At 34.4% G+C, this 13,081-nt stretch carries 13 protein-coding genes; 12 read left to right on the top strand and 1 reads right to left on the bottom strand.

What is annotated here, in order from left to right:
* Positions 1-15 precede the first annotated feature (15 nt).
* The 7 genes from CIB29_RS13630 to CIB29_RS13600 all read left to right on the top strand — a co-directional run bounded on the left by CIB29_RS13630 (position 16) and on the right by CIB29_RS13600 (position 7,788).
* Positions 16-1,101, top strand: coding sequence for a PucR family transcriptional regulator (locus tag CIB29_RS13630; RefSeq protein WP_094550556.1), 1,086 nt, complete (start codon positions 16-18; stop codon positions 1,099-1,101).
* Between the two features lie 358 nt (positions 1,102-1,459).
* Complete coding sequence (ftsE, locus tag CIB29_RS13625) at positions 1,460-2,146, top strand: cell division ATP-binding protein FtsE (protein WP_094550554.1); 687 nt, start codon at positions 1,460-1,462, stop codon at positions 2,144-2,146.
* Positions 2,136-3,023 (top strand): permease-like cell division protein FtsX, encoded by an 888-nt coding sequence (ftsX, locus tag CIB29_RS13620; protein ID WP_198543887.1) that lies wholly within the window; start codon positions 2,136-2,138, stop codon positions 3,021-3,023. The genes ftsE and ftsX overlap by 11 nt, the downstream gene beginning before the upstream one ends.
* 190 nt (positions 3,024-3,213) lie before the next feature.
* The gene (locus tag CIB29_RS19515; protein WP_094550550.1) at positions 3,214-4,353 is read left to right on the top strand and encodes a murein hydrolase activator EnvC family protein; all 1,140 of its coding nucleotides are present in this window, start codon (positions 3,214-3,216) and stop codon (positions 4,351-4,353) included.
* 317 nt (positions 4,354-4,670) lie between these two features.
* On the top strand, positions 4,671-5,882 hold the full coding sequence (locus CIB29_RS13610; protein WP_094550548.1) for a S41 family peptidase: 1,212 nt from the start codon (positions 4,671-4,673) through the stop codon (positions 5,880-5,882).
* A gap of 387 nt (positions 5,883-6,269) precedes the next feature.
* On the top strand, positions 6,270-7,508 hold the full coding sequence (locus CIB29_RS13605; protein ID WP_094550546.1) for an ROK family transcriptional regulator: 1,239 nt from the start codon (positions 6,270-6,272) through the stop codon (positions 7,506-7,508).
* Between the two features lie 82 nt (positions 7,509-7,590).
* Positions 7,591-7,788, top strand: a complete 198-nt coding sequence (locus CIB29_RS13600) for an alpha/beta-type small acid-soluble spore protein (RefSeq protein ID WP_242965225.1) — start codon at positions 7,591-7,593, stop codon at positions 7,786-7,788.
* 18 nt (positions 7,789-7,806) lie between these two features.
* Here CIB29_RS13600 and CIB29_RS13595 read toward each other — a convergent pair whose 3' ends face one another.
* Positions 7,807-8,331 (bottom strand): amidase domain-containing protein, encoded by a 525-nt coding sequence (locus CIB29_RS13595; RefSeq protein WP_094550542.1) that lies wholly within the window; start codon positions 8,329-8,331, stop codon positions 7,807-7,809.
* Positions 8,332-8,477: 146 nt separating this feature from the next.
* On the opposite strand from CIB29_RS13595, the gene CIB29_RS13590 reads away from it, so the two are divergent.
* The 5 genes from CIB29_RS13590 to CIB29_RS13570 all read left to right on the top strand — a co-directional run bounded on the left by CIB29_RS13590 (position 8,478) and on the right by CIB29_RS13570 (position 13,074).
* Complete coding sequence (locus CIB29_RS13590) at positions 8,478-9,509, top strand: hypothetical protein (RefSeq protein ID WP_094550540.1); 1,032 nt, start codon at positions 8,478-8,480, stop codon at positions 9,507-9,509.
* Between the two features lie 213 nt (positions 9,510-9,722).
* On the top strand, positions 9,723-10,202 hold the full coding sequence (gene greA / locus CIB29_RS13585) for a transcription elongation factor GreA (protein ID WP_094550538.1): 480 nt from the start codon (positions 9,723-9,725) through the stop codon (positions 10,200-10,202).
* Positions 10,203-10,388: 186 nt separating this feature from the next.
* Positions 10,389-11,870: a lysine--tRNA ligase gene (gene lysS / locus CIB29_RS13580; protein WP_094550536.1), complete on the top strand. Its 1,482-nt coding sequence runs from the start codon at positions 10,389-10,391 to the stop codon at positions 11,868-11,870.
* A 178-nt stretch (positions 11,871-12,048) separates the two neighbouring features.
* Complete coding sequence (locus CIB29_RS13575) at positions 12,049-12,729, top strand: type 2 periplasmic-binding domain-containing protein (protein ID WP_094550534.1); 681 nt, start codon at positions 12,049-12,051, stop codon at positions 12,727-12,729.
* 27 nt (positions 12,730-12,756) lie between these two features.
* Positions 12,757-13,074, top strand: coding sequence for an STAS domain-containing protein (locus CIB29_RS13570; protein ID WP_094550532.1), 318 nt, complete (start codon positions 12,757-12,759; stop codon positions 13,072-13,074).
* The last annotated feature ends 7 nt before the right edge of the window (positions 13,075-13,081 follow it).

The raw sequence follows: 13,081 nt of genomic DNA, 5'->3' as shown, positions 1-13,081 counted from the left end.
ATAGGGGGTGTTATTGTGTCTAGTAGATTATTTCAAAATATTATTTATCAGATGAAAGATGTTATAGATCGAGAACTGGGAGTGCTGGATGAAGCAGGACTTATTATTGCGTGCTCAAATGATATGAAAAATGGAGAGCAATTTGAAGATTTGCCTGATGCTGTTCATGAAAATCAGGAAGCTGTGGCTTATAATGGTTTTACATTTAAATCTATCGGAAAGAAAAACAAAACAGAACATATCGTCTTCGTATCTGGTGATGATGAGCTTGCCGGTAAATATTGCTCATTAATAGCGATTAGTATAGATAATTTGAAGCAGTATTATGACGAAAAATTTGACAAGGGTAATTTTATTAAGAATGTTATACTGGATAACATTCTCCCTGGAGATATTGCAATAAAAGCCAAGGAGTTACATTTACAGCTGGATGCTCATAGAGTGGTATTTTTAATACGTACCTATGAGGGCAGTGATCTTTATGTCCATGATACCATTCAAAATTTATTTCCTGCAAAAAATAAAGATTTTGTATTTGTTATAGATGATTATAATGTTGTACTGGTAAAAGAGGTAAAGAGCAATTGTGAGTCTGAAGACCTTGAGAAGATTGCTAAAACCATTGTAGATACTTTGAATACAGAAGCTCTGGTTAAGGTTTATGTGGGAATCGGTACAGTAGTGAGCAATATTAAAGATCTGGCTAAGTCGTATAAAGAGGCACAGGTTGCATTGGAAGTAGGTAAGGTTTTTGATACTGAAAATTATATCATTAACTATGATAATCTCGGAATTGGCAGACTCATTTATCAGCTTCCGACGACGTTATGTGAACTATTTTTGGCAGAGGTGTTTAAAAAAGAGTCTATCGATGCACTAGACGAAGAAACTATGCTTACAATCAAGAAATTTTTTGAAAATAACTTGAATGTAAGTGAGACCTCAAGAAAGCTGTATGTTCATAGAAATACACTTGTATACAGATTGGACAAGATACAAAAAATGACCGGAATGGACTTGAGAACTTTTGACCATGCAATTATATTTAAAGTTGCAATGATGGTTAAAAAGTACTTGGACTCCAACCCGATAAAGATTTAAAAGGATAAACAGATAAGTGACTACCATGACGTAAATAATATAAATTGCTCGTAGTTCGTGGTTCGTTGTTAATAGTTTCTGAGTATTGTTCTATGGACTGTTGCTGTAAAACTACGAACCATGAACTAAGAACTATAAACTAAAAACGACACCTGGGAAATAATTACCCGGGTTTTTTTATTCTTATCAAATTTAGTCGATATATTGTGGATAATTTTACACATTCGTCTACATATAGTGTCAAATTTTAACTCCTAGATTTTTACAAAAAAAGATGGGAAATAAGAAGGAATTTTGATGTGTTATGTAGAATAATGTAATTTGGTTGTTAATTTTATTTTATTAGAGGTGTTAATAATTGATATTGTTGACGAATGTATCTAAAACATATAGTAATGGCACAATAGCGTTAAATAACGTTAATTTATCAATAAATAAAGGTGAATTTGTTTTTATTGTAGGTCCCAGTGGGGCAGGGAAGTCCACGTTGATCAAATTGTTGCTGAGGGAAGAAGAAGCCAGTTCCGGCAGCATTGTAGTGAATGATTTTGATGTGACAAATCTTCGCAGAGGTGAAATTCCATATTTGCGAAGAAGTATGGGTATAGTATTTCAGGACTTTAGGCTGCTTCCAAATAAAACAGTATATGAAAATGTGGCTTTTGCAATGAAAATCGTTGAAGCTTCTGCAAAGGAAATACGGCGACAGGTTCCGTTTCTTCTAAGCATGGTAGGGTTGAGCAGTAAAGCGAAAATGTATCCCCATCAATTATCAGGTGGAGAGCAGCAAAGGGTATCTTTGGCACGGGCATTGGCTAATAACCCTTCGGTACTTATAGCCGATGAGCCGACGGGAAATCTCGACCCTGAAACTGCATGGGATATTGTTAAGTTAATTAATGATATTAATAAGAGGGGGACTACTGTAGTAATGGCTACCCATGCAAAAGAAATTGTAAACAATATGAAAAAGCGGGTGATTGCTTTAGAAAAAGGTACTGTTGTTCGTGATGAAGAGAAAGGCGTGTATGGTTATGAAAGTTAGTACATTTAAATATTTTGTTAAAGAAGGTTTTTCAAGCATATGGACCAATCGGATCATGAGCTTGGCTTCAATAGGCATTGTGGTTGCATGTCTTATTATTTTTGGAATGTTTATGCTGTTTAGTACAAATATAAATTTTATAGGTGGTCAAATAAAAGACCAGTGGGAAATCAAAGCATTTATTGATGAAAGTATACCCATTGAGCAAGTTGATGAAATAGGAGCAAAAATTAAAAATATACGGTATGTACGGGAATGTGTCCTTGAAACTAAGGAACAAGCTTTGGAAAACTATAAAAAGCAGCTGGGCGAAGATGCGCACGTACTGGAAGGATTTGAGAAACATAACCCATTAAGACATTCATATATAATAAATCTTAGCGATATTCAGTATGCAGACCAGGTAGTACAGCAGCTAGGGACAATTCCTGGAATCGTGAAAGTCAAAAATCACAGGGAGACTGTGGAAAAGTTATTAAAGATTACAGAATTTATCAGGATGGGCAGCTTATGGGTAATGATACTTTTAGCATTTATCGCTGTATTTATTATATCTAATACCATTAAATTAGCAGTTTTTGCCCGCAGGAAAGAAATAAATATTATGAAATTTGTTGGAGCTACTGACTGGTTTATTCGTTGGCCATTTATTGTGGAAGGCATCGTGATCGGGCTAATAGGAGCACTGTTATCCCTGGTTTTGGTGGGTTATGGCTATAATTATATTTTGAAGCTCATCTATCAAAGTATAAATATCTTTAAACTTAGAGAATTTTCAGAGGTGTTTGAAGGTCTGGCGTTAATTTTTATTGTCATCGGGACAAGCATAGGTGCAATTGGCAGCGCAATATCGATTAGAAAATACCTTCGTGTTTAAACTATATAGTTCAAAGTTAACAGCTCTCAGTTCACAGTAGTAAACGATTTAATAGCTTTTACCGTGAACCGTGAACTGTGAACTTATTTACTTTATCTGCCATGTAAAATCATTATTAGTAAATATATAGTATAACACGTGAATCTATGACAATTAATTTACTATATGATAAAGGGGGATCCGAGGTCTGATGAACAAAAGAGTTATGACGATAGCAGTTGCCAGTATAACATTAATATTTATACTGGGAACAATTTTGCCTGTATATGCCGAAGGACTGCAAGATTTGGAAAAAAAGCTTAATAGGGTTAATAAGGAAATGAATGAGACACAGAAAGAGTTAAAAGCAGTACAAAACCAAAAAAAAGGAGTAATCAATGAAATAGAAAAGATTGAACAGGAAATTGATAAGACAGAAAATGAGTTGGATGAAATCAACAAGCTGCTTTCTCAAAGTGAAAAGAAGATTAAAGAAAAAGAAGAAGAGCTTGCAGAAGCAATGAGAGCAGCCGAACAACAGTTTGAAGTGTTAAAATTGAGAGCCAGGACGATGTATGAAGATGGAAATACTACTTATTTGGAGGTACTGTTAAACGCAACAAGTTTTTCTGATTTCATATCCAGACTGGAGATTGTAAAAGAGATTATACAATATGACAATAACCTTTTAGCACAATTAAAACAGAACAGGGACAATGTAGCTAAAGCCAGGCAGGCTGCTGAAGACGAAAGGAAAAATAGAGAAAAAATAAAAAATCGTGTAGCAGATACAAAAAGGGTATTGAATGAAAAGCAGGTATCAAGAAGTCAAACGCTGGCAAGACTAAGTTCACAGGAAAAAGAATATGAACGTGCTTTAGATGAATTGGAGGAACTATCAAAGCAGGTGGAAAAAGAAATACGAAAGTTGCAAGAACAAAACAAAAGAAAATATGCTGGAGGTAAATTGGAGTGGCCGGCGCCAAATTATTATAATATTACATCCCCCTTCGGCAATAGATATCACCCGATATTAAGGACGACAAGGATGCATACAGGAATTGATATAGGCGCTCCTTCCGGTGCGACCGTAAAGGCAGCTAATGCTGGAAAGGTTATTTTAGCTGCATCCAACGGGGGATACGGAAAATGCATTATCATTGACCATGGAGGAGGAATTGCAACATTGTATGCCCATAATAGTTCCCTTCTTGTTAGTGCCGGGGATGAAGTGAAAAAAGGACAGACAATAGCAAAGGTAGGAAGTACAGGATGGTCAACCGGACCTCACTTGCATTTTGAGGTTAGAGAAAATGGTACCCCTGTGGACCCCATGAAATATTATAATTAACCAACTTTAAAACTGAATATTGAGATTTTAAAGTTGGTTAATTTCATCGATAACTACATTAATTTATTTTTAGCTTCAATATTGGTTATCGATATAAATAGTTATAATTATAAATTTTATTTAAAGTTTAATGTTAAGAAGAGATTAAGATTTCAATTTTATTGTTATCTTAATCTTTTATTCTTTACAATAATAAGGTATAATAATTTAATGTACAAAATATTATAAACTAGAGAATAATAAGGGACTCAAAATGAAGCTTATCTTCATTATAAAGATTTCTTCAGCTTTGGGTAACTTTAAGGAGATGGGATTGATTGTTTAGGAAACGTAGTATATTGATTGGCGCAATTGTACTAGTATTAATTACTATATTTACAACCTTTATTGCAACAAGTGTTTTGTATCTTGTAGTAGGCAACCTGCCTCTCTATGGCATTTTTAATGTGCAGGGGGGAAGGACACAATATACAAAAATAAACCAGGTAAGAGAAATTATTAAAAAATATTATGTTGAACCTGTAGAAGAAGAAAAACTGATGGAAGGAGCTGCTGCAGGAGTAGCAGCGGCTGTAGGAGACCCGTATACAGTATATATGAATAAAAAAGAATACGACGATTTTATGACACAGACTCATGGCAGTTATGCCGGGATTGGTGTTGTAGTAGCTCCAGACCCAAAAGATAATCTTATTACTGTGGTAGCACCCTTTGAAGGTACTCCAGGGGAAAAAGCAGGGATATTACCTGGAGATAAAATCATTAAGGTAAATGGAAAAGATGTGTGGGCAGATAAATTGGAAGAAGCAGTGAGCATGATGAAGGGACCTAAAAATACAGAGGTCACTATCACCATTGTACGGGAAAATCTATCCCAGCCAAAAGATATAACTATCAAAAGAGATATCATTGTTTTGCAAACTGTAAAGCATAAAGTTATTGACGGAAATATCGGATATATCCGTATTACTATGTTTGATGAAAAAACAAGTAAAGACTTTGATGCCGCTTTGGACGATTTATATAGCAAGAATGTTAGCGGATTAATCATTGACGTAAGAGACAATCCCGGAGGGCTGCTGGACGAGGTTGTAAAAATTGCTGACCGCCTTCTGCCGGAGGGGTTAATCGTTTATACCGAGGATAAAAATAAGAATAGAGATACAAAATATTCGGATAAAGAAGAAATAAAAATTCCTCTGGTTGTACTTGTCAATGGCGGAAGTGCCAGTGCCTCAGAAATACTATCAGGGGCAATAAAAGACCACGGTAAAGGAAAGCTGGTAGGAACAAAAACGTTTGGAAAGGGCTTGGTTCAAACACTTTTCCCTCTTGGCGACGGTTCGGCGGTTAAAGTTACTATTTCCAAATATTATACTCCTAATGGCACGTCCATTCAGGGGGTAGGAATACAACCGGATATCGTTGTGGAGTTTCCGGAAGAATTAAAAAGGAGCATTGCTCAGATAAAAGAGGAAGAAGATGTTCAACTTAAAAAAGCAATTGAGGTAGTGAAACAAGGAATGTAACCAAAACCTCCGGAATTTTCCGGAGGTTTTGATTTTATTTTAAGTTAATTTAATAAATTAACATTGTTGCCCTGTTAATTTTGTGTTAAAATATTTAATATTATGGAGATAATTTTAATATTTATTTAAATGTATAGTTCACAGTTCTCAGTTCTCAGTTCACAGCAATCAACGATTTAATAGCTTTTACTGTGAACCGTGAACTGTGAACTTATTGACTTTATCTGCCATGTAAAATCGCTATCAGTAAATGTATAGATAACTATATAAGTTGCATTAGGATATTACATGAAAGTACGTAAGAAGGAATGTGACTTGGAGACAGTTTTAAAATTTGTTGATTATAGGATATTATGCTGAAATAATTCGTTGTGGTAGGTGGATAGTATGCGCAAACAGGTTGTACCAGGCAGTTTTTCTCTCATGAAAAAAATGAATACATCATTAATCTTAAATACTATTAGAGAAAAAGGACCTGTTTCAAGAGCAGAAATTGCTAAAATAACCGGTCTAACCCCTGCAACAGTTACAAATATTACTGCTGAATTAATTAAATGTCATTTAATTTTGGAAGCGGAAAGAGGAGAGTCCAGCGGTGGCAGAAAACCGGTAATGCTCCGAATTAATTCAAATGGGTATTATGTAATAGGAGTTTATATTGGTTCAAAGGCTGTAGAAATAATAGTAGCGAACCTGAATTCCGATAGTATTTATTCTGATGGTCTGGAAATTGACTCTTCTATTCCAAATGAGGTTGTACTTGATAAAATCGTTCAGAAAATAAGTACCTGGATGAAGGCTAATAAGGACAAGAAAATATTAGGTGTTGGTGTTGGAGTGCACGGATTAGTAAAATCCCGGGAAGGAATTTCTATCTATGCACCAAACCTTGGATGGGAAAATGTACCCGTTAAAGATATATTAGAAAGTGAATTAAATGTTCCTGTGTTTGTTGATAACGATGTTAGGACCATGACGCTGGGGGAAAGTTGGTTTGGTATTGCAAAGGACATCTCTAATTTTGTATTCATCTATGTAGGTTATGGAATTGGCGGTAGCGTAGTAATTGATAATCAACTTTACAGGGGGATAACTGAAGGGGCAGGGGAAATAGGCCATACTACGATTGAAGTGAACGGTCCGAGGTGTAGTTGTGGCAATTTTGGTTGTTTACAAGCACTAGCTTCAGAACAGGCAATAGTCAATAGAGTTAAGGAAATTTTGTCGAACGGTGAGAAATCTATCATCAATGAATGGGTAGGTGGAAATTTGTGTCGTATTTCCCCGGAAATAATTTTTGAGGCTGCCCTAAATAACGACAATGTCGCATTAAGAGTGGTGAAAGAGAAGGCTGCTTGCCTGGGAATCGGAGTAGCAAATTTAATCAATACCTTTAATCCTTCGATGGTTATTATTAATGGAAGAATCATAAAGCTTGGCAAGATTATCATGGAGTGTATTCAAAAGGAAGTAGGAAGGAGAAGCATGAAATACCTGCAGGATTCAACCAAAATAACTTTTTCCTCTCTAAGCCAGAATGCAGTATTGAAAGGTGCCGTGGCACTTGTATTGAGTGAAACTTTTGAAAATCCTGAAATTGTTTATTCATCGTATAAAACAAAGTAGTTGACGGTTCACAGAAAACTGTACATTGTTTATGTATAAAACTTGCTTTTCTCCATAAACTACCATGGAAAGGAGGCAGATTATGGAGGAAAAAGCGGTAACTAAAAAAGCAAATGAAGCTGACGAGAAGCTCAAGCTTGAAGTAGCGGAAGAGCTGGGCTTATTAGAGAAAGTAAAACAATTTGGCTGGAAAGGACTTACTGCAAAAGAAACCGGAAGAATTGGAGGAATTATGACAAGACGTAAAAGGATAATGAAAGAAAAGAGTCAACAGATTTGAGCTGTTGACTTTTGATATTTATTTTCTCACTCCTTTAATATGTATAAACCGTATATATGCCCAATCGTAATTGGTCAACGGGTAATAGTCCCGATCAATTGAATGCGCAGCAATTTGTATATTACTCACGTCGGGGATGGTACCTGTGCTGACAATGACAGGTGAATGATTAAAGTCATCCGGTTTATTGAAAGATAATTGTACAATATCCCCCGGTTGGACATCTTTTACATTCACTTCTTCTGCAAAGGGACCTCTGGAAGAATTATTTACGAGAAACTTATACAAAAAATCTACGCCGGTCCAGGATGGTGAACGATTATTTACATTAACGTAATACCATCCTGTATTGCGGGTGTAATTCATAATATTACTACCTGCATAAATCACCTGGGAGGCAAAATTAGTACAATCACCACCTATTTTTTCAAAGTCATAATATTGCGGATTACGTCTAAAGGCCCATGCATGAGCGTATTCTACAGCCTTTTTACGGTTATATTCCAAGATGTTTTGTATTTTACCGGAATTAACGATAAACATAAAAGTATCCTCCCCTTAGTTGGTTTTAACAATTTCAGAAATCAGAAGAATCTATCATATTACTTGCTAAAGTACAGGATTTATTTGTCATATTTTAAGGAAAAGTTAATATCTATATAATTATAATACGCAAGAGGAGGGATATAGTGAGTCGTTTAGGAATTATAACTATTTCTAAAGAAATAAAATTTAAATATATTCCTGATTTTTTCCATAATAAAATTCCACAAAAACTAATTGATATTTTAACTGTTCGCTTTAAGAAAAATGTATATAAATATGTAGACATCCCTGATACTGATATAAAACTTTATGTTGCATACTTACCTTTTACAGAATATCAATTAAGCTCAACAAAGCCTGTTGACATAGATAAGCTTTGTGGCGAAATCTTGGAACATTTTGAAATGGAGGGGATAAAATATGTAGTACTATCACAACATGTGAAAACAAACAAACAGATGTTTGAATACGTATATGGGAGCGGAAGATTCTTTCGGTTAAACAGCAAGAGATTGTTAATGTCTCTGTTGGTAGATATTCTCAGAAAGATATGCAAAATAGCAGGAACTGATATGTCACAGATAGATATTGGTATAGTGGAAAATAGCTTTACAGAAAAATCGAAAGCAATTATTAACATACTTTCTACTAATGTAAAATATGTTACACTTGTAACGAAGGATGTAAAAGAAGCACAGGTGTATACAGAGAAGGTATGTGAAGAGACAGGTCTGACTGTTCGGGTATCGGAAGACATTAGCAAGGCATTAAGCAGTATTGATGTAGTTTTTGTTTTAGATGATCTCGATAAATTGATAAGAAAAGCATCCCTCAGTATGTCAACGATTGTATTTAATCTTAGTACGAGCTCTATGGCAGAAAAAAGAATTAGTAATATTATTATCGATAGCGTCAATATCAGTATACCTCAAAATATTAAAGATGTAATAGGACCGTTGGGGGAAATAGATAACGAAGAATTAATAGAATGTATCATATCATTGAAATTGAATAAAAATTTAAATATGAATATGAATAACATTCAGCAGTATCTCGAGTTCAATAAAGAATTCTACAGTTCTGGATATAAAATTAACGTTTTAAAGGGATTCGGAAAGCCTATAGACATATCTAAGCTGGAAAAACTGGCAAAAAACTTGGCGGGTAGTAAATAATATTTATTGACAATGCATAAACTGTTGTTTATAATATAAAAAAATCAAGACATAAGTCATTTCATGAATAATTACAAAGTTATAGCATATATTATCAACATAAAAATTTGCAGCTGTATTATGTGGAATTTTTCAACACTGTGAAAATACTAGGATGGACTTAAAGGTAGATAATATTGCAAAATAAAGAAGAATATGAAGGAGAGACATCAAATGACTAATAGTAAACAAATTGTATTAACGTATGAGGGTCTTGAAAAACTGGAGAATGAGCTTGAATATCTCAAAACCGTAAAGCGAAAAGAGGTTGCCGAAAAGATTAAACAAGCAATAGCTTTTGGTGATCTGTCTGAAAATTCCGAATACGATGAAGCTAAAAATGAGCAGGCGCAAGTAGAAGTTAGAATAGTACAGCTTGAAAATATGCTTAAAAATGCTAAAGTTATAGATGAAGAAGATATAAATACGGAGATTGTTAGTATCGGTTCTAAAGTTAAAGTCTTAGATCTAGAGTTTGATGAAGAAGTAGAATATACAATTGTAGGTTCTACTGAAGCGGACCCAAGCAATTATAAAATTTCTGATGAATCTCCTGTGGGAAGAGCACTCGTAGGGCAAAAGGTAGGAAGTATTGTTGATGTGGCAGTTCCTGACGGGGTAATTAAGTTTAAGATTTTAGAAATCAAGAAATAGTAGAGAGTGAGGAGTGGAGAGCAGAAAAATGGCTTTTTACTCCTTTATTTATGTAATTATTATATAAAACGTACTAAAAATATTACATTTGGGCACGTAAGAAGGGGATGCGGCAATTTTTATTTTACAAAGGAAAGAATATAATATATAATATATTGCACAAAGTGATATACAGGAGGTTTTACTATGTCAGAGCACTTACAAGAGATGGAGTTAAATGAGATACTAAGGGTCCGTAGAGAAAAGTTAAAGGAATTACAGGAAAGCGGAAAGGATCCGTTTAAGATAGTAAAGTTTGATAGGACACACAACAATCAGCAAATAATTGATAATTTTGAAAATATGGAAGGTTCTATTGTCTCAGTAGCAGGCAGGCTTATGTCCAAAAGAGGTATGGGGAAAGCATCTTTCTGTGATTTGCAAGATAGATATGGAAAAATTCAGCTATATATTAGAGTAAATGAGGTAGGCGAAGAAACTTACAATCAGGTCAAAAAATTTGACATAGGAGATATTGTAGGTGTAAAAGGTGAGGTGTTTAAAACACATAAAGGAGAAATATCCATTAAAGTACTGGAAATCACGCTTTTATCCAAGTCTCTCCAACCTTTGCCGGAAAAGTGGCATGGATTGAAAGATATGGACTTGAGATATAGACAAAGATATGTGGATCTGATTGTTAATCCTGAAGTTAAGGACACTTTTATTAAGAGGAGCAAAATTATCAAATCCATTCGCGAATTTTTGGATGCCAGAGGATATATAGAGGTAGATACGCCTATATTAAATACTATTCCGGGTGGTGCTGCAGCAAGGCCTTTTATTACACATCATAATACACTGGATATAGATATGTATCTTAGAATAGCAACTGAGTTGCATTTAAAGAGGCTTATTGTGGGTGGACTGGAAAAAGTTTATGAGATGGGTAGAATTTTTAGAAATGAAGGCATGTCCATCAAGCACAATCCTGAGTTTACAACAATAGAGCTTTATGAAGCTTATACCGATTACAAGGGTATGATGGAATTAACAGAACAACTGATTTCAACTGTTGCAAAAGAAGTACTGGGTACAACAAAAATTACATACCAGGGTGAAGAAATTGATTTAACTCCTCCATGGAATAAGATGACAATGATTGAATCTATTAAAAGGTTTACCAATGTGGATTTTGCAACTATCACTACTGATGAAGAAGCCAGGGTTGCAGCGAAAAGCTTAAAGGTGCATGTTGAAGATAAGCATACCAGAGGGGAAATAATAAACCTTGTGTTTGAAGAATGTGTCGAAGAATATCTTGTACAGCCTACCTTTATTATGGATTATCCTGTAGAGGTATCACCGCTTGCAAAAAGAAAGCCGGATGCTCCTGAATTAACCGAACGTTTCGAGCTGTTTATTACACGCAGAGAAATGGCCAATGCTTTTTCGGAACTAAATGATCCTATTGACCAGAAAGAGAGATTCATTAAGCAGGTAGAAGCAAGAGAAGCCGGAGATGAGGAAGCAAATATGATGGATGATGATTTTATTAACGCTTTAGAATACGGCATGCCTCCTACCGGTGGACTGGGAATTGGAATTGACAGACTGGTAATGCTGTTAACTGACTCTTATTCAATAAGAGACGTACTATTGTTCCCAACTATGAAGCCAAAGGATTAAAATGTTGCTATAGATAAAGATAAAGGCAGAAACAAAAAATAATTTATTTATGTTCTTTATCTTTATCTTTTTCTTTATCTTTAATTTATTGATAATAAATGATTCCAGTAGTTTTATAACTTAAGATATGATAAAATAGTAATGCGGATAAAAAGGTAATGCGTGGGGGGAAAGATTCGTGAGTACTATTTTAAATATAGACAAAAAGAAAATCGAGAATTTCTGGTATTATTATAAAATCCACACATTTGTAGGAATTTTTGTTGCCATCATGTTGCTAATTACTCTTAAAGATTGTGCTAACAATGTTGTGCCTGATATCACTATCTCTTACGTAGGTAAAAACTACATTGCTGATGAAGTTGGTCAAAAACTTAAAGAAAAATTATCCGGAGTTATACAGGATATAAATAATGATAAGAAAAAAGAATTATTGTTTCAGCCGATGACTTTATCCGATGAAATAAGGAGTGAACAGGACATAGCAATGCAGCAAAAGGTTATGGTAACATTTGCTGCGGGAGATACACAAATATTTTTAATGGATAAGACGAATTTTTTAAGATTTGCTGAACAAGGTGCTTTTCAGCCCCTTGATGATGTAGCAGCAAAGTGTGGTGTGGATATTAATAAAAATCCCGAGATAAAGCTAACAGCCAGAGAAACAACGGAAGCCCATGTTTACGGTGTTCCTTTGGAAGGTAATAGCATGTTAGAAGAGATAGGCTTTAAAACTAAAGATACTTATATTGCTTTAAGAATCCTAGGTGAAAAAGATAAACAAAATGAGAAGAAAAAGGTTTTATATAATAATGTTTATGAAATCTTTCAAGAAATAGTAAAGTACAATAAAAAGTAGGTAATGATAATTTAGAGGGGGTATATTATGGCTTCGAACTTAGATATTTTTGAAAAAGAATTGGAAGATGCAGTAGTAGTTGAGTTAAGTGGTGAAATAGATATTTCTACTGTTACAGAGCTAAAGGAAAAGCTTTATGCTATCGTAGAACAAAAAAATAGGAGTGTAAAGCTTGACTGTACTAACTTAAATTATATTGATAGTACAGGCTTGGGAGTATTAGTAGGAGTTCTTAAAAAAGTAAAAAGCAATAATAACGATATTTATATAACTAATCTTAAAAATAATATCAAAAAGCTATTCTTGATAACCGGACTTAATAAGGTATTCATAATTGAGGAGTGAAACAGTA

The sequence above is a fragment of the Petroclostridium xylanilyticum genome, from assembly GCF_002252565.1.
Taxonomy (GTDB): domain Bacteria; phylum Bacillota; class Clostridia; order SK-Y3; family SK-Y3; genus Petroclostridium; species Petroclostridium xylanilyticum.
The sequence above is the reverse complement of the archived record's forward strand: the minus strand, read 5'-3'. Positions and strand labels throughout refer to the sequence as shown.